Source organism: Streptomyces varsoviensis, assembly GCF_000718635.1.
Classification (GTDB): Bacteria; Actinomycetota; Actinomycetes; order Streptomycetales; family Streptomycetaceae; genus Streptomyces; species Streptomyces varsoviensis.
On record NZ_JOBF01000014.1, the window covers coordinates 1 to 16,943 of the forward strand.

At 70.2% G+C, this 16,943-nt stretch carries 17 protein-coding genes and 1 pseudogene; 10 read left to right on the forward strand and 8 right to left on the reverse strand.

From position 1 onward, the window contains the following. Both IF55_RS20565 and IF55_RS20570 read left to right on the forward strand, forming a co-directional pair. A pseudogene (locus tag IF55_RS20565) lies at positions 1 to 118 on the forward strand (metal-sulfur cluster biosynthetic enzyme); the annotation flags it as partial. Between the two features lie 176 nt (positions 119 to 294). Continuing rightward, positions 295 to 894 carry a snapalysin family zinc-dependent metalloprotease gene (locus IF55_RS20570; RefSeq protein ID WP_030886329.1) on the forward strand — a complete coding sequence of 200 codons (600 nt, stop codon included), beginning with the start codon at positions 295 to 297 and terminating at the stop codon, positions 892 to 894. Positions 895 to 1,027: 133 nt separating this feature from the next. Here IF55_RS20570 and IF55_RS20575 read toward each other — a convergent pair whose 3' ends face one another. Further along, a complete protein-coding gene (locus IF55_RS20575) occupies positions 1,028 to 1,471 on the reverse strand; it encodes a MarR family winged helix-turn-helix transcriptional regulator (RefSeq protein ID WP_048832242.1) in 444 nt (147 codons plus the stop codon). A gap of 244 nt (positions 1,472 to 1,715) precedes the next feature. Here IF55_RS20575 and IF55_RS20580 point away from each other — a divergent pair, with 244 nt between their 5' ends. Together IF55_RS20580 and IF55_RS20585 are read left to right on the forward strand one after the other, a co-directional pair. After that, entirely contained in the window at positions 1,716 to 2,879 is a 1,164-nt protein-coding gene (locus tag IF55_RS20580; RefSeq protein ID WP_245661267.1) for an MFS transporter, read from the forward strand. A 212-nt stretch (positions 2,880 to 3,091) separates the two neighbouring features. Further along, on the forward strand, positions 3,092 to 3,991 hold the full coding sequence (locus IF55_RS20585) for an aminoglycoside phosphotransferase family protein (RefSeq protein WP_030886319.1): 900 nt from the start codon (positions 3,092 to 3,094) through the stop codon (positions 3,989 to 3,991). Between the two features lie 60 nt (positions 3,992 to 4,051). Here IF55_RS20585 and IF55_RS20590 read toward each other — a convergent pair whose 3' ends face one another. Together IF55_RS20590 and IF55_RS20595 are read right to left on the reverse strand one after the other, a co-directional pair. After that, the gene (locus IF55_RS20590) at positions 4,052 to 4,525 is read right to left on the reverse strand and encodes a transposase family protein (protein WP_078644829.1); all 474 of its coding nucleotides are present in this window, start codon (positions 4,523 to 4,525) and stop codon (positions 4,052 to 4,054) included. Positions 4,526 to 4,582: 57 nt separating this feature from the next. Continuing rightward, on the reverse strand, positions 4,583 to 5,308 hold the full coding sequence (locus tag IF55_RS20595) for an alpha/beta fold hydrolase (RefSeq protein ID WP_048832244.1): 726 nt from the start codon (positions 5,306 to 5,308) through the stop codon (positions 4,583 to 4,585). Between the two features lie 147 nt (positions 5,309 to 5,455). On the opposite strand from IF55_RS20595, the gene IF55_RS20600 reads away from it, so the two are divergent. Next, complete coding sequence (locus IF55_RS20600) at positions 5,456 to 5,917, forward strand: hypothetical protein (RefSeq protein WP_048832245.1); 462 nt, start codon at positions 5,456 to 5,458, stop codon at positions 5,915 to 5,917. A 211-nt stretch (positions 5,918 to 6,128) separates the two neighbouring features. Here the strand turns inward: IF55_RS20600 and IF55_RS20605 are convergent, their stop codons facing one another. After that, the gene (locus IF55_RS20605) at positions 6,129 to 6,467 is read right to left on the reverse strand and encodes an ArsR/SmtB family transcription factor (protein WP_030886309.1); all 339 of its coding nucleotides are present in this window, start codon (positions 6,465 to 6,467) and stop codon (positions 6,129 to 6,131) included. A gap of 89 nt (positions 6,468 to 6,556) precedes the next feature. Between IF55_RS20605 and IF55_RS20610 the strand changes: the two genes are divergently transcribed. Both IF55_RS20610 and IF55_RS20615 read left to right on the forward strand, forming a co-directional pair. Continuing rightward, positions 6,557 to 7,963 carry an MFS transporter gene (locus tag IF55_RS20610; RefSeq protein ID WP_157857235.1) on the forward strand — a complete coding sequence of 469 codons (1,407 nt, stop codon included), beginning with the start codon at positions 6,557 to 6,559 and terminating at the stop codon, positions 7,961 to 7,963. Positions 7,964 to 7,974: 11 nt separating this feature from the next. Beyond that, complete coding sequence (locus IF55_RS20615) at positions 7,975 to 8,994, forward strand: LLM class flavin-dependent oxidoreductase (protein ID WP_030886303.1); 1,020 nt, start codon at positions 7,975 to 7,977, stop codon at positions 8,992 to 8,994. 87 nt (positions 8,995 to 9,081) lie between these two features. Here IF55_RS20615 and IF55_RS20620 read toward each other — a convergent pair whose 3' ends face one another. The 4 genes from IF55_RS20620 to IF55_RS39795 all read right to left on the reverse strand — a co-directional run bounded on the left by IF55_RS20620 (position 9,082) and on the right by IF55_RS39795 (position 13,210). Then, a complete protein-coding gene (locus IF55_RS20620; RefSeq protein WP_030886299.1) occupies positions 9,082 to 9,990 on the reverse strand; it encodes a transporter substrate-binding domain-containing protein in 909 nt (302 codons plus the stop codon). Positions 9,991 to 10,015: 25 nt separating this feature from the next. Beyond that, a complete protein-coding gene (locus IF55_RS20625; protein WP_048832246.1) occupies positions 10,016 to 10,858 on the reverse strand; it encodes a hypothetical protein in 843 nt (280 codons plus the stop codon). Further along, on the reverse strand, positions 10,855 to 11,313 hold the full coding sequence (locus IF55_RS20630) for a hypothetical protein (protein WP_030886293.1): 459 nt from the start codon (positions 11,311 to 11,313) through the stop codon (positions 10,855 to 10,857). The genes IF55_RS20625 and IF55_RS20630 overlap by 4 nt, the downstream gene beginning before the upstream one ends. Positions 11,314 to 11,512: 199 nt before the next feature. Further along, positions 11,513 to 13,210, reverse strand: coding sequence for a helix-turn-helix domain-containing protein (locus tag IF55_RS39795; protein ID WP_078644832.1), 1,698 nt, complete (start codon positions 13,208 to 13,210; stop codon positions 11,513 to 11,515). A 327-nt stretch (positions 13,211 to 13,537) separates the two neighbouring features. Between IF55_RS39795 and IF55_RS20640 the strand changes: the two genes are divergently transcribed. The 3 genes from IF55_RS20640 to IF55_RS20650 all read left to right on the forward strand — a co-directional run bounded on the left by IF55_RS20640 (position 13,538) and on the right by IF55_RS20650 (position 16,768). Further along, complete coding sequence (locus tag IF55_RS20640; RefSeq protein ID WP_037965948.1) at positions 13,538 to 14,509, forward strand: AraC-like ligand-binding domain-containing protein; 972 nt, start codon at positions 13,538 to 13,540, stop codon at positions 14,507 to 14,509. A gap of 237 nt (positions 14,510 to 14,746) precedes the next feature. Next, the gene (locus IF55_RS20645) at positions 14,747 to 15,178 is read left to right on the forward strand and encodes a hypothetical protein (RefSeq protein WP_030886284.1); all 432 of its coding nucleotides are present in this window, start codon (positions 14,747 to 14,749) and stop codon (positions 15,176 to 15,178) included. Between the two features lie 393 nt (positions 15,179 to 15,571). Beyond that, positions 15,572 to 16,768, forward strand: coding sequence for a carboxylate-amine ligase (locus IF55_RS20650; RefSeq protein WP_211270013.1), 1,197 nt, complete (start codon positions 15,572 to 15,574; stop codon positions 16,766 to 16,768). Positions 16,769 to 16,943: the final 175 nt, after the last annotated feature.

Genomic DNA, 16,943 nt, shown 5'->3' on the forward strand with positions numbered 1-16,943 from the left:
CACCGAAGGCATCGTGAGCGAGCTGCGCATCAACTGGGTCTGGATGCCCCCGTGGGGCCCCGACAAAATCACCGACGACGGCCGCGAACAACTCCGCGCGATCGGTTTCCACCTCTGAGTCTGTGAGCGAACGGGGCGCCACGTGTCCGCCAGGACGGGCGCCCCGGCACAGGGGTTGTCTCGACAGAAGGCTTGTCTCGACAAAGGGCTTGTCTCGACAAGGGGCTTGTCATGTCCGCGCCCAGCCTCTTTACTGCGTACGGCAGTTGAGACTCAAGGAGGCGCACCAGTCTCATGCGTAAGCGAATAGCCGTCCTGACGGCACTCATCCCGGCCCTGCTGAGCACCACCATCGGCGCGGCCTCGGCGCACCCGGCCCCGCCCGCGCCGCCCGCGCCCCGGGCGGTGGTCACCCTGACCTACGACGCCAGCCGAGCCGGCCAGTGGCAGGGCGCGATCCAGAAGGCCGTACAGATCTGGAACGACACGGTGCACAACGTACGCCTCAAGCCGGCGGCCACCCCCGGCTCGGCCGACTACACCTACCGCGCGACCAGCGGCTGGCCCCAGTCCACGCTGGGCCCGGTCTTCCCCGGCCGCCGCGGCGCGGTGCAGCTCGGCCAGCAAGCGGTCAACGAGGGCTACGACGTCACCCGCATCGCGGCCCACGAGACCGGCCACATCCTGGGGCTCCTCGACACCTACAACGGCCCCTGCTCACAACTCATGTCCGGCCACGGCCCCGGCCCCTCCTGCACCAACGCCAAGCCCGACGCGACCGAAGCGGCCCGAGTAGACCGCAACTACGCCAACCGCACCACGCCCAAGCCCACCCACCCCCACCAGGTAATAATCGACATCTGGTCCACCCCAGCCCCCACCAAAACGCCCTAACCGGCACCGACCCACCCACCCCCGGCAGGCCCTCAGGAGCGCACCCCTGAGGGCCTGCCTGCTGTGGTGACGCATGAGGGCCGCCGTGATCCCCACCAACGCCCGACACACCCCCAGGGCCCCCGCCCCTGCCTCAGGCAGGGTCTTCCAGGGCTTGGATGAGGAGGTGAGCCAGACGGCGGAACTCCTCCACATTGGCGCTGCCGAACTTGTCCAGTAGCGGGGCCAGTTGGGCCTCGATCTGGGTGAAGGTGTCGTCCATTACCTTGTGCCCTTTGGCCGTGAGGTGGTTATCCACCACCCGGCCCCGGGCCGGGGAGCGCTCGACCAGCCCCTCCTCCTGGAGGGACCGGATGAGACGGCTGACGGCCTGCGGTGTGTGGACCGCGGCGCGGGCGAGTTCCGAAGCGGAGGCGCCGGGGGTCCGCTTCAGTTCCCGCAGCACCGTCCACTGCCCGAGGGTGAGCCCCAGAGGGTGGATGACCTGCTCGATCCGGTCGGCGAAGTGGTGCCGGATGATCCTGGACAGCGCACCGATTTCGATCCCCTGAGGCAGCGGGTCGCCCGTGTTCTTCATGTTTGACAGTGTACTCACCGCGTTCTATATTGAACTAAAGTTCAATGTGGAATCGTGGTTCCATGCTGGTGCCCGTGACAGGCCAGGGCGCAGCTCCCGGCCCGGCCGGGGCCCGTGGAACTGGTTCGGCTTCCACCCTTCCCTCCCCGTCCGCATCCGGAGACAGCTCATGCCCGTGCCCGCCGAAGCCCGCGTCACACCGGAGTCAGACGCGCGACAGAAAGCCCTGCCTAGCTGGCTGGTCGTGCTCCTGGCCACTTCCTGCGGGCTGACCGTGGCCAACCTCTACTACGCCCAGCCGCTCCTGGAGATGCTGCGCCGGGCCTTCCAGCTCCAGGACTCGACCGCAGGTCTGCTGATCACCCTGACCCAGCTCGGCTACGCCGCCGGCATGGTGTTCCTGGTCCCCCTCGGCGACCGCATCGAGAACTCCCGCCTGGTCTCCGTCCTGCTCACCATCACGGCCGTGGGCATGGCCGCCGGCTCCTTCGCCCCCAACTTCACCGTCCTGCTCATCGCCGCGCTCGTCGCGGGCGCCACCTCCGTCGTCGCGCAGGTGCTCGTCCCCTACGCCGCCGACCTCGCCCCCGATGAACTGCGCGGCGCCGTGGTGGGCAAGGTCATGAGCGGGCTGCTCGCCGGGATACTGCTCTCCCGCACCGTCGCCAGCCTGCTCGCGGACGTCGCGGGCTGGCGCGCCGTCTACCTGGTCTCCGCCGCCCTGATGGCGATCCTGGCCCTCGTCCTGCGCCGCGTACTGCCCCGCCGGGCCCCCACCAGCACCGCTTCCTACACCGAGCTGCTGCGTTCCACGGCCCGCCTGGTCCGCGTGCACCCGCGGCTGCGCCGCCGGTCCTTCTACCACGCCTGCATGTTCGCCGCCTTCAGCGCGTTCTGGACGACCATCTCGTACGTCCTGACCAGCGCGCCGTACAACTACTCCCAGCTCCAGGTCGGCCTGTTCGCCCTCGTCGGCGCCGCCGGCGCGCTCGTCGCCCCGCTCGCGGGCCGCCTCGCCGACCGGGGTCTCGTCCACCGGCTCACCCCCGTGACCTGCCTGCTCGCCGCCGCCGCCCTCGTCTGGGCCGGCCTGGCCGTCCACCAGATCCTCGCCCTCGCCGCCGCCGCGATCCTCCTCGACTGCGCCGTGCAGTGCTCCCTGATCTTCGGGCAGCACACCATCTACCAACTCGACGAGGACGCCCGCGCCCGGATCACCAGCGTCTACATCGCCACCTTCTTCATCGGCGGCGCCATCGGCTCCCAACTCGCCACCCTCGCCTACCACATGGGCACCTGGCACACGGTCACCCTCACCGCGGCGGCCTTCCCCGTCATCGCCGCCCTCGCCTGGACCACCGACCGCACCCACACCACCACCAAGCACCAGCCGGCGGGCACCACGTGAGGGGCACGATCGCGAGCCGGTACCGGCGTGCGTGCACCAGCACCGCTGCCCGGTAGGACCGGAAGCCCCGCCGGAACCTCAGCCAGGGTGGGGGTCGCGGCCCGTAGCAGGTGACGCCGGCGGGGAAATCCGGTCGACAAGCGGACCGCGGGGCACTGTGATGGCCCCGACTGCTCGCCGTACGGGGCGGGCCAATCCCGGGAGAACTGGTCTTGGCGACTGGGAGAACCGCGGATGCCCGCCCTTCGGTCGATGCCGCACTGGTCAGACGCCTGGTCGACACGCAGTTCCCACAGTGGGCCGGAGCACCCCTGGAACTGCTCGACCCGGCAGGTTCGGATCATGTGATCTACCGGTTGGGCGACGAGATGTCCGTACGGCTGCCGCGACATGCCGACGCCGTCGGACAGGCCAGGAAGGAGTCCGAGTGGCTGCCCCGACTCGCCCCGCACCTGCCGCTGGCCGTCCCCGTGCCGGTGGGGGTGGGGAAGCCCGACTTCGGCTATCCGTGGCCATGGGCGGTCTCCCGTTGGCTGGACGGCGAGACGGCGAGCGTCGAGGCACTGGCCGATTCCTCCGAGACAGCCGTTGAACTCGCCCGCTTCCTGGACGCTTTACAACGGTTCGTACCCGAGGAGATTCCGGACCGGCGCGTCCGCACAGATCTCACCGCTCAGCCATTGGTCGCACGGGATCGAGCGACGCGGGCCGCCATCGCCGAGACCGCCGACGCGTTCGACGCCGCGGCCATGACCGAGCTGTGGGACGCGGCGATCAACGCCCCCGGGTGGAACGGTCCTCCGGTCTGGTTCCACGGCGACTTCCACACCGGCAACCTGCTCACCGTCGACGGCCGTCTCAGCGCCGTCATCGACTTCGGCGAACTCGGCATCGGTGACCCGGCCTGCGACCTGGTGATCGCCTTCACCCTGATGTCGACCGAGAGCCGGGCCGCGCTCCGCGCCGCGCTCGGCGTCGACGACGCCACCTGGCTCCGGGGCCGCGGCTGGGCGCTGGCCACCGCCCTCAACGCCTACGCCCACTACGCCGCCGCCAACCCCCGAGTCGCCGCGCAGACCACCCGCCAGATCACCGAAGCTCTCGCCGGCTAACGACGTTGTGGGCTATTGATGTTGAGGCGTGATGACCTGAGAGTCCGGCTGGTGGGTGATTTAGCAGGTCATCGGGCTGACGGGAACGAGTTCGGTGCGCGGTTCGCGGCGGGTGGGCCGCTGGGGGGCTCGGTCGGAGACCAGGCCGGCGATGGCCCGGTGCGTGGCCGGGTAGTGCTCGCGGCGGCCGAGGAAGCGCTGCAGCGGGCGCCACTGCTTGTGCTCCGCGCTGGCGTGTTCGACGTAGATCCGTGCCGAGGACTGGCGGCGCCGGTGCTCACGCCAGGCGTACTGGTCACCGAGCGGGGCGTCTTCCTTCGGCTTCTTCGGCGGCGCACTGACCTGTTCGGGGAACTCGTTCGCCAGACCCCGGTAACCCTCATCCACCTCGGCTCTCACGTTCGGGTGGAGACGGAATCGCTCGGCGATGCCTTCGGTGCGCATCGCGGTCTGGTCGTGCACTCTCCCGGGCCGGTCGGCCCCGGACCAAAGGGTGCGGCCCTGGCCGTCGCTGATCGTGGTGGGATGGGACAAAGCCGCACCGGCCCACTTCTTCGTCACACTCGACGGACCCGTGCGGCCGTCCCCACGTCACAGCCTGTGACCCCGCTCACGCTTGGCGGTAGGACGGAAGTTTTCCTCCAGGAACGCCGAAACCGCCTCGGTGAACGCCTCCGGCGCCGCGTGGTGGATCAGGTGTCCCACCGGGATGGTGACCACTTGCCCGCCGGGGATGCGGCGAGCGAGCTCGGCGACACCGTCCTGGGGAACATGGCTGTGGGGGCCGCCGGCGAGTACGAGGGTCTCGGCGGTGATCTGGCCGAGTCGCTCCAGCCAGGTGGGATCGGGCTGGTCGATCTGCCGCCTGACGGCCAGCACCATCTCCCAGTCGAAGGTCAGGACGCCGTCCGGCCTGGCCGGGGTGCTCGGCTTCCGGGGGCGGGGGACCGGCACATCCTCCAGGACGAGCCGGCTCACCCGCTGCGGGTGATCCTCCGCGACCAGGTAGGCCACGATCCCGCCCATGGAGTGCCCGATCAGATCCACTGGTCCAAGTCCCAGTGTGTCCAGGAACCGGAGCACATCGGCCTGCATGAGTTCGAGTGAGTAGTCCCCCGGCCAGTCGCTTCGGCCGTGACCGCGAAGATCGAGGGCATACACCCTTCGACTCCGGGCGAGGGCGGGCACAACCGCCTCCCAGTCGGTGGCATCCTCGCCCAGTGCGTGCAACAGGACGAGGGGCGGAGCATGCGGAGGACCCGACGTCTGATAAGCCAGCCGGACCTCGCCGACGTCGACCGAGCGTTGATCAACCATGTCCGGAGGATATGCGGACGGGCCCTGCCGGAGATTGGCGTTCACCAGCAGCCGAACCACCAACCCCAGTCAGCAGCTCGGGTTCTCAGCCACACGGTTCTGGCCCCGATCTTCAATATCCGACAACGCCGTAAGCTCTGATTCGCTATGAGTTACAGCATGTACGTCCAGCGGTTCGCGCATGGTGAGCCAGCAGCGCTGGACGAAGCGCTGATGCATGAGGTTCTACGGCCTTACGTCATAGCCGGGGATCGCGAGTCCATGCTCATTCGGGCAGGCGACGGCAGTGAAGCTGATGTCTACGCGGACTCCACCGGCTTGATGATTAACCGGCCTCAACGCGGCGGCATATTCGCCGTCACCGCCGAATTGGTCGACCGCCTCGGTGCTGTACTTCTCCTGCCGGGGTGCCCCACCCTCCTGCGCGCCGAGGAGGATCGCCCCCACCTGCCGGAAGAGCTCCGAGACGACTGTCTGGTCATCGAGCTGACCGGCGCGGCTATCGAGGCGGTGCTCGACAGCCCCCATGCGGAGGCCCCACGAGAACCGGACGGGCCCGGGTGCGCCCCGGGCCCACGGTCAGATTGGATCAACCCATCTCAGGGCTGACCCGATCCCCGGCTACGCAGATCTTGAGTGCCCGCGGAGCGAAGGCGACGGAGATGGTCCATCGTCCGTGGCACGTCGGCCTCGGTCCACACGCTCGCCTGCGGGGCTTCGCGCACCAAGGCCACCGCCGCCGCAGTCGTCGCCTTCCGCACCCGGGACGGGGACGTCGACCTGCGAGTCTTGCTGCGCGAAGCGTGCCGCGGCGGCCCCGCTAGTCGTTTGCGCGTTCCGGCTTGCGCGCCTCCGCTGCGAGGAGCCCGAGCAGACCAGGGAAACGTACGTCGATGTCCGACCGGCGCAGCCGGATGCCCTTCCGGTTTCCGTAGTCGATCTCGCGGATCAGTCCGACCTCCCGAAGCGCACGGAAGTGGTGCGTCTGGGTCTGCTTCGAGACCGGCAGATCGAACGAGTTGCATGTGCGCTCGCGATCCTCCTCGTCCGCGGCGAGCTCGACCATCACCGCGCGACGGTGCTCGTCGGAGAGCGCTCGGAGGACGGCGCCGAGCTCCATCTCCGCGGCCTCCGGCCCCGAAGGTGTTTCCTTCACCATTCGCTTCCACCCCTCAAGGTCTGATTTGCATCGTACCTTACGCGCGCACCCCCCTCAAGGTACGACGCACATCGTACCTAGGAGGAATCTTGTCGCCCACTCACGCCACCCCCGAGCGCCCATCACCATCGCCTTTGCTGCTGCCCGTCGTGCTGCTGGGCATCTTCGTGATGCCGATCAGCATCACCGGTGCCGCGATCGCGCTTCCCGACATCTCGCGGGACCTCGGCAGCGACGCAACTCTGCTGCAGGGCGTCGTCAATGGCTTCAACATCGCCCTGACGATCTCCACCCTGCTATGGGGGCAGATCGGCAACCGGATCGGGCTGCGACGGACGTTCGTCATCGGCCTCGCCACGGTCCTGCTCGGAGCAGTCGGAAGCGCCCTCGCCGGAAGCTTGATCCTCCTCGACCTCGCACGGATCATCACCGGCGTCGGCGCGGCCGCCATCGCGACCGGCGGCACCTCGATCATCTCCCACGCCTACGACGGCAAGCGACGCGCACACGCCTTCGCTCTCCTGGGCACGATCGTGGGCATCGGCCTGGCGGCCGGCCCCACGCTCAGCGGCCTGCTCGTCACGGCGCTCGGATGGCGCGGTGTCTTCGGCGTGGTCGCCGGGGTCGCCGCGCTCGTACTGGCGGCCGCGGCGTTCAGAGTCCTGCCGGCACCGTCCGCCACGTCGACGGGCGCCGCGCCCCGCCGAGGATTCCTCGATCTGACGCCGCTGCGCAGCCCCCGTTTCCTCGCCGTCGCGCTGGTCCCCGTCGCCGCGTCGTTCGCCTACGTCTCGGTCCTCACCTACGCACCCATCGCGCTGAGCGCCGTCCACGGTCAGGACGCGGCGACCGCGGGGCTGTTCATGCTCCCGCTGACGCTCCCCGTCCTCGTCGGCCCGCTGCTCACCGGCGCGCTGATCACCCGCACCCGCGTCGCGCCGCATACGATCATCAACACCGCCCTCATCCTGCTCATCACCGGCGACGTGCTGTTCCTGCTGTTCGACCCGAGTCTGTCCCCGGTGCTGCTCGTCATCCCGATGATCCTGCTGGGATTCGGATGGGGGCTCCCCCTCGGGCTCGTCGACGGCGAAGCACTCGCCTCCGTCCCCGCACACAGCAGCGCCGCCGCCGCCGGCGTACTCAACTTCCTCCGACTCGGCAGCGAAGCGCTCGCCGTCGCCGTCTTCGGCGCTGCGCTCGCCGCGATCATCGGCGCCCAGCTCGGCAACCCAACCCTCGGCGCCGAGGTCGCGGCCGGGGCCACCGGCCATGCAGCCGTCTACGCCACCGTGTTCCGCATGATGATGATCGCCTGCGCCGTCGTCACCACGGTCATCGGCGCCGCCGTCATCCTCCTGCGCCGAGCCGGCGGCACGTCCACCCCCACCTCTACCTCCACCCCCACCCCCACCTCCACCTCCACCTCCACCTCCACCGAGGGCGAGCTGCCCACTGCGGCGGAATCGCCCACCGATTCCATCCCGGCCCTGTGAAAGGAGCCACGATGACGAAGAACCTGGGGTTCCTCTCCTTCGGCCACTACCAGCCCCGCCACCGCCTGTCCGCAGCCGACTCGCTGACGCAGGGGATCGAGATCGCGGTCGGCGCGGAAGAACTCGGCTTCGACGGCGCCTGGATGCGCGTACACCACTATCAGCACCAGTTCGCCAGCCCCTGGTCCTTCCTGGGAGCCTTGGCCGCGAGAACTCAGCGACTCGAACTCGGCACCGCCGTGATCAACATGCGTTACGAGAACCCGCTCATCATGGCCGAGCTCTCCGCCGCAGCCGACCTCATCAGCGGCGGACGTCTCCAGCTCGGCATCAGCCGAGGATCACAGGAACCCGCACTGCGCGGATGGGAGAGCTTCGGCTTCCATCCGTCCGCCGACAGCGACGCCGCAGACATGGCACGCGAGCACACCGACCGCTTCCGCGCCGCCATCGCCGGGACCCCGATGGCGATCAGCGACCCCGCCCAGGCCGGCGTGCGGGTGCCGTTGCCGATCCAACCGCAGTCAGAGACCCTTCCGCAGCGCATCTGGTGGGGATCGGCCACGCGACAGAGCGCGCAGTGGGCCGGCGAACAGGGTATGCACCTGCTCAGTAGCACCTTGCTCTCCGAGGACACGGGTGTTCCATTCTCGGAACTCCAGGCCGAACAGATCAGGGTCTTCCGCGCCGCCTGGGATCGCGCGGGCCATCGGGGTGCGCCCCGCGTCGCCGTCGTGCGCAGCATCCTGCCCATCGTCTCCGACCGTGACCGGTCCTTGTTCGGCCCCGCGGCGCTCCAAGCACAAGAAAACGTCGGCGTCCTTGGAGGTGCCATCTCCCGTTTCGGGAAGAGCTTCATCGGCGAGCCGGAGGCCGTCATCAGGGAGATTCAGCAAGATCACGCAGTGAAGGAGGCGGACACCCTGCTCGTCACGATCCCCAACACGCTCGGCGTGCAGGAGAACCTGCGCATCCTCGGCAATATCGCAGAGCACCTCGCGCCGGCTATTCACTCCCTGAGAGCGGGTTGACTCAAGGGAGCTGTGCAAGCCAACGGGGGGCGGTGCGCTCAAGCTCAAGCGGTCGGCCGGCCGGCCGCGGGATCTCCTGGCCGAGACTCAGTCGTCCACCTTCGCGTTCCCTGGCTTGTCGGTGCAGGAATAGGTGTCGATATCGGCATCGGTGGGCCTGGCTTTGTCGCGGATTTCCTTGGGGACGCGGGACAGATTGTTGTGGAAGTCCTGGTCCCAGTCGTTGCTGCGCGCGTAGTCCATGAGGGCCTGCTGAAGCTTCTTGCAGTCGTCGCGGTGGCCCTTGGACATGGCGATGCCGTAGTCGTTGAACGGGCCGAACGACAGGGCCGGTTCGACGGTGAGGCCGGGATCGGCTCCCATGAATCCGTAGAGAAGCAGTTGGTCGGTGGAGACGGCGTCGACAGTCCCCTCCCGCAGTCTCTTGACGCAGTCCCGTGCGTCCGTCTCCGTGACGGTGCGGATGTCGCCGTACGCCTTTCTCTCCAGTTCCTTTGCGGACGTGGTGCCTTCCCAGACGCATACGAGGTGCCCGTCGAGGTCGTTGAGGCGCTTGTAGTCTCCGGCGTCGTCGGTTCGTACGAGAACGCCCTGTTGGGTCGACGCGTAGGGGCCCACGAAATCGAGCCCCTCACCGTGCTGCGACTTCGGCGCCATCCTTTCCCTCGTGATCGAGTAGGTGGCCGCGATGAGCTGGACGTCCCCCTCATGCAGGGCGCGGGCCCGGTTCTTGGACAGAACGCCTTCGAAACTGGGGGACTTGACCCCCACTTTCCCGAGCACTTCGCGGGCCACGGTGATGTCGAACCCGTTGAACTCTCCGTCGTGCGGTGAGTAGCTCGTGCCCGGCTGATCACTCTTGGCGCCGACCTCGACCTTCCCCCCGTCGAACAGCGACGCGGGCTTCGAGGAGCAGCCGGCCAGGGCGGCTCCCGCGAGGACTGCCACGGCGGCCCCGACGCGGATCGTACGGAAACGGCGCCCTGATGTGCCCATGAACGGTCCTCCCAGACCTGTTGTCTCAGTCGTTGTGCAGCGTTCCGCGGGCCTGGGCGAGACGCATGGAGCAGCCTGTCTCCGGCTGGACGGCGACCGCGAAGCGGAGCGCACCCTGGCGGCCGCCGAGGTCGAAGTCGATGGTCGACCGCGCGGGTACCTTCCGCGCGCTCGGAGCGATGCCGGGGGTGACGGCGGTGACCTCGGCCGTGGTCCTGCCGACGCAGGTGGGCGTGGTCGGATCATCGTCGACGATCGTCAGCGTCAGACGCAGCTTGTTCCGTACGTCGTCGGCCGGCGGCCGTGCCATCTCCACCGTGAGGGTGCCGCCGGTGTCGTCCACGGGCTGTGCTCCCTGGATGTTCATCTCCACGCCGACCTCGCCGGTGCGGTCGACGTCGACCCAGGCGAGCGCGCCGCCACCGCAGCAGAGCGCGGCGAAGCCGACGAGGACGGCGCGAACGACCCCGCGCTGCCGAGCGCCGACGGCCTGTCGCTCGGCCCCGCGGGCCCGCCCGGCCCTGTCGGCCGGGTACAGGACGGCCGCACCGGCGCCCAGCAGGGCGAGCGCCGCGAGGACGTAGCACCACACGTACTGACTCTGCGGGCCTCCGGGCCACTGGGCGACGGCGAAGACGGCGAAGCCGGCCGTCACGGCGATGACGAGGCAGGCGGACACGGGAATCCACGCGATGTGCGTCAACGACCGCTTGAGCTCCCATTTGAACGTGGCGTTGTCACCCACCGCGCCGAACGAGGACGAGCCGACGCCGCTGGAGCTGACGCTGCTGGAACTGGCGCCGCTGGAGCTGCCGCTGCCGGCCTCGGGTCTCTCACCGGCACCGGCACCGGGGTCGGCGGAGCTCACGCTCCGTCCTCGGGCCGGCCGACGCCGAAGCGGAAGGTGGCACCGTCCCCTACCGAGCCGATGGCGGCCGAGTTGGGGCCGTGTGCCGCGACATGGTACGTGCGCGTGGGCGCCGGGGCGGCTGTCATGAGGTCCGCCAAGCGGGCCGCGTCCCAACCGCGGTCCCCCTGCTCGCCGAGCCACGCCATCAGGGCCGCGGCCAACCGGCGCCTGTCCTCGGCGGAGAGCGCACCGAGCAGATGGTCGGCGCGCGGTTCGCTGCGGCCCTCCGGCAGGGCGATCGGGGTGTCCTCGCCACGACGGCGGAAGAGCCTGCGAAAGCAGCCCTGGCCCACCTCGATCGATCCGTCCGCGATGCGCTGCGCGGCGCTCGCCACCACGGCAGCGCCCACGGTCTCGGCCGCCAGCGAGAAGTAGGTGGCAAGTTCAGCGGAGATCTCAGGAAAACTGGTCATAGGCGTCCCGTCACTGCTCTCTGATGCGCTTGCGCTGCTTCCCCATCGACAACTCGCCCATACTAAAGCGGCGTTGATGTTCATGACAGAGGCGCCGGACACGTTCAGCGGGGCGGGCGCGCGTGAGCCTGAACGGGAATGTCCGGCAGGGGCCACCGGGCCGGCGACGGTCCGCAGCGAACACCTTCGACGTCCGGCTTCACTCAGGGGATTCGATGACGAGTTCGGGTGTCTCGGTGACGTGGACCAAAGCCCCCGGCCGGACTGGGCTCCGGGTGCCGTCGAGGTGCGCCAGGCTCATGGTGCGGGGTTCCGCGGGCACGGAGGCGGCGCCCCGGGAGGTCCACTGGATCACCGCGCCTCGTACGGAGCCGTCGATAAGCACATCGGTGAATCGGCATCGCCACACGGTGCTCGGCAAGCCTGCCGCATGTCCATGGCCGCAGCCTTGGATGCGGGCGCCTGCCAGCCAGCGCTGCAGCCGGTCCACGGCGCGGGCGGCGAGTGTCGGCGGCTCTCCCTCGGGCTGGAGCACCACCGGGATGCGCCGGCCGCCCCAGTTGTAGAAGTAGGAACGGTCCAGCCGGAGTTCCCGTCCGTAGAGACCGACCAAGAAGAACCGGGCCGCGTAGTCGGCCGCCCGCCCACCGCGGAGCACAGCCTGGTCACGGATGTCGTAGTCCGGGCCGGTGTCCCAGACCGGCGCCCCGACACCGGCCTGGTGCAGGACCTCCGCGACGGCGGCGAATTCCCCGGCCATGGCCTCCGGCGGCTCGCCCCCGGCGTCCTGCCGCAGCTTCACCCCGACCACGTCGCAGGCGTCGAAACCGTGGAGGCGGGCGAAGCGCCGAAGGAACAGCGGGCCGCCCGCCTCGCGCAGCCGCCCCATGGAGGGACACACCACCTTCGCGCGGGGATCGGCGGCGTGGATGATCCGGGCCGCCCGCCGGGCCATGTCGGCCATGGTGCGCACCGAACCGGAGTAGAAGTGCCGGTCGGTGACCGTGTCCCACAGTTCGTACGCCTCGATGCGGCCGCGGTAGCGCGCCACCAGGGCGCGGATGAACGCGTCCCAGTCCCTGAGATCGTCGGGCGCGGCGCTGCGCGAGCCGTCCGCGTACACGGTCTTCGGGCCGTCGGGCGCCGCCCATGACGGGGTGCCGCCCAGCGTGAACAGGGCGGGCTTCCCGGCCCGGCGAGCCCCCGCTACGAGACGGTCCAAAGCGGACCAGGTGTACGTGCCGCGGCTCCGTTCGAGGTCGGCCCAGCGTGTGCCGCCGTCCCACAGGCGCACGCTGCCGACGCGGAAGGACGGCATGGTGCCGGTGTTGCTGTTCAGCGTGACACCGAACCCGGCCGTGCCCACCGGCCAAGGCTCCTGCACCCAACTGTCCCCCGAACCGCCCGAACCGCCCGAATCACCTGCATCACCCGAATCACCTGAGGTCGCCGCTATAGGAGACGGCCCGGCGGTCACGCCGCCGAACTCTCCGCTCGCCGAGAGGATCGGCACCATCCCGGCGCACAACAGCGCCAGCGCGGCGGCCCCTCGCCAGGGAGTCCGTACACGCCACAGCCGCGGCTCCGCTCGCCGGCCCTCCTGGCCGGTTTCCGGTTCCGGGGTGCGGACGGGCAGATCAGATGACCGTTGCGAGAGAGCCGCCATCCATAACCGCGCCAGCTCGACCTGTTCCCCGGCGGTGGCTTCGCACTCCCGGGCGATGGCCGCCACGATCGTGAAGTCCCGCGGCAGTGATGCCCCGTTGCAGTAGCGGTGCAGCGTCGACCTGGTCGTGTAGGTCCGGCGGGCCAGCTCCCCATAGCTCAGTCCACGGCGTTGCTTGAGATCCTCCAGCGCACGCGCGAAGCGCCGCGCCTCCTCCCCCGATGCGACCACGAGCGCCCCCAGCCCCTGCGACGACCTCCGTCAGGGTGGCACACGGCGGGGCGCCGTCCCAGGCCGCCGGGAGACTCCCAGGTCCGGCGGCGTCCCACGTCCCAGCGCGAGATGGGACATCCATCTCCTTCCCAACTCTCCCGCCGCCCCGGACAGTTCATGGCGTCGGCAAGGCGCACCAGGACAGGGCCCAAGTGGCTCCTCGCGCCTGGGCAGCATGAGGCGCGGCATCCGAGCGGCCAGTCCGGGCCCGCGTCGTCCGCCTGATCGCAGGATCGTCGTGGAGGTCGGAAGCCATGAGGCGGGCACCGATCCGAGGGGAAGGCGATGGAGACAGTTCTGCGGACGGACGATTTGCCGGCGGCCGAGCGGTTCCCGTTCTGGCTGGATACGATCCGTCGGACGATGTCGCCGTACGAGATCCGTACGGACCGTACCGACGACTTCCAGGCCCGCCTCCGCACGGTTCAACTGGGCCCGGTCCAGGCGGCCGGGCTCGCGCAACAGGAGCTGAAGGCCAGTCGCACCGCCAAGCACATCCGCCAGTCCGATCCTGAGCACTTCCAACTCGGCGTCAATCTGCGGGGATGGGTCGAGGCGGAGCAGTACCGGCGCCGGGTCGTCCTCGGTCCGGGGGACCTCGTATTCCACGACACCTCCCACCCCTTCCACGCGACCACGCGTGTCGCGGACGGGCTGACCGTCGAGCTGCTCCTGGCTGTGCCCCGCCCCCTGCTGCCGCTCCCGCCGCGCCGGATACCGGAGCTGTTCCTGACGCGCCTGCCGGGCCGGGAGGGGATCGGCCGGCTCCTGTCCCGGCAGCTACTCGAACTGAGCAGGGGCGACTGCTCGTACACGCCGTCCGACACGGCCCGCCTGGGCGCCGTCACCGTCGACCTGCTGGCGGCGCTGCTCGCCCACGAGCTCGACGCCGATGCCGCGCTGCCCCAGGACACGCGGCAGCGCGCGCTGTTCGCCCGCGTCAGCACGTTCCTCGACGAGCACTTGGACGACGCCGCCCTCACCCCGGAGACGATCGCCGCGGCGCACCACATGTCCCTCCGCAGCCTGCACCGGCTCTTCCGGGCCAACGCGACCTCCGTCGCCGCCGCGATCCGCACGCGCAGACTCGAACGCTGCCGACGCGCACTCGCCGACCCCGGCCTGGCCCGCCACCCGGTCCACGCCATCGCCGCCCGGTGGGGGTTCACCAGCTACGCCCACTTCAGCCGTCTCTTCACGAAAACCCATGGCCTCAGCCCCGGCGAGTACCGCCGGCGTTTCCAGCCGCCGGCGTGAGCCGGTCCTGGCACGCATCGTCATGCACCTGGCGTCCGTGGGCACAGCCTCGTCGCTCCTGCCCCGCCAAGCTGGTGCAGACGCATCCGGCGACCGGGCGCATTCGCTCCGCCGCACCCTCGCCGGTCGTCCGGCGAGGCATCCGCCCCACTGGGGCGGCCGCGTCGGAGAACAGTCACGCCATGTCAATGGCTCGGACAGAAATCGGACAGAGATCGGACAGAAAGGAACCACCTCATGACAGTGCGATCGCGGGCCTTTCCGCACCGGACACGGCGCTTCGCCATACTGGCCGCCGGCGCGGCCGTCCTGCTCACCACCGGGGCGGGCACGGCCGGCGCGACGGCCTCCGTCCCGCGGCAGCCCACGAAGGCCACGGCCGCGGCCTCACCGCAGCTCGCCCGCGACTGCCCCTCCGGGGCGCTGTGTGTGCACGGTTTCGACGAGAAGAACGGTCAGAGCGGCCCCTACTACTGGAAGGACCTGTACTACTGCGGCGAATTCGGGCTCGGCGACTTCGTCCCCACCTACTACGTCAACAACCAGACCAAGGGGACAGTCGGGCAGTTCCGGGACAAGAACCACGCTCTCAAGCAGAAGACCGGGCCCGCCCCCAGCCAGGGCAAGGTGAACGACGGCTATCACGTCTGGTACGCCCAGCCCTGCTAGAGGTACGTCATCGTGCGCGTTACGCCCGGGTCGAGACAGACTGGGCGTAACGCGCGCTCTGCGCGGTGTCGGCTTCGCCGACTGGGGAACGACGGACGCCTACGCGGCCATGGCGGCCTACGGCCCCATGTGGCGGTGACCTCGGACGTCATGGGGCAAGCGCACTTTCCGCGACCCGCTGTCGGCCCTGCCCCGCACGGTCGCGGTCCGCCGTCGTGAATGGCCCGGGACTCCTGGCCCGGGGCCCCTGACTCGGGTCTCGTGGCCCGGAACTCGTGGCTCGGGGCTCGTCGGGCGGGGTGTCGGGCCGGTCTTCGGCGTCGGGCGGGGCATGCTGGGCTGCCGGTGGTGAGTTCCGCTCTCTTGGACGCTGTGGGGCACGGGTGCATGTCGGTGACGAGCGAACCGGTTCCGACGTTGGGTGTGGAGGAGGAGTTCTTCCTCGTCGACCCGGACGACGGGGCTGTCCGGGAGGCCGCTTCGCGCGTGCTGCCCGCGGCGGTGGCAGCGGTGGGCGGGCTGGTCTCCGGTGAGTTCAGCGAATACCAGGTGGAGGGCAAGACGCCCCCTTGTTCGGACGGGGCCGGCCTCCTGGCGCGGATCGCCCGCGTGCGCGCGGCGCTGTCCGCGGCCGCCGGCGCCGAGGGCCTGCGGATCGTGGCCTCGGGCACGCCGGTCCTGGGCGTCGCGGACCCGGTGCCGGTACGAGCGGACCCGCGCTACGACGCCGGCGTACGGGCATACCGCGGGTTGCAGGAGTCGTTCGTGTTCTCCGCCCTGCAGACCCATGTGGCGGTGCCCGGGCGCGAGGCCGCCGTGCTGGTGGGCAACCACCTGCGGCCGTGGCTGCCGACGCTGGTGGCGATCGCGGCGAACTCCCCCTTCCGGGCCGGGCGCGACAGTGGGTACGCGAGCTGGCGGGCCGTCGCCCTGGCGCAGTGGCCGATCGCGGGCCCTCCCCCCTTCTTCCGTGATGCCGCCGATCACGACCGTCTCGTCGCGCGGCTGCTCGACAGCGGCGCCGCGCTCGACGAGCACAATCTCTTCTGGGACGTCCGCCCGTGCGACCGCCTGGGCACCGTGGAGATCCGGGTGATGGACGCCAACGCCGGGCCGGCGGAGACGGTGGCGTTCGCGCTGCTGGCGCGGGCGTTGGTGATGGACGCGGTGGAGCGGGTGGGGCGGGGCGACCCGGGGCCGATCATCGAGGATGCCTGGCTGCGCGCGGCGTACTGGCGCGGCGCCCGCGATGGCTGGACGGGGCAGGGCATCGACCAGCGCAGCGGCAGGCCGGTGCCCGCCGCGCGCATGGCCGGTCGGCTGCTGGAGCTGGTGCGGCCGGGCCTGGAGGCCCGCGGGGAGTGGCGCTGGGTCGCCGCTGTGCTGGGACGGCTGGCCCGCGAGGGCGGCGGCGCCGGCCGGCAGCGGGCCGCGTTCGCCCGGGACCGCCGTCTGCGCGACGTGGTCGACGACCTGGCCGCGCGCACCACGACCGCGCCCGGCTTCGCCACGTACTCCTCCGTGCCGGGCGCCGTGCTCACCCGTACGGCGCGACCGCTCCCCGAGCCCCCGGCCCCGCGTACGACGTGAGGCGCCTTCCCGGCATCCTCCCGGCACCCTCCCCGCGCCTTCCCGGGCCGAGACGGGAACTCCTCGGCACCACGCCGATCTCACCACACCGATCTCACCACGCCGACCCCTCCACACCTCCAAACCAGGACAAACCAGTCATCTACTGTCGGGTGGATAGTGTCCAGCGCGTCCT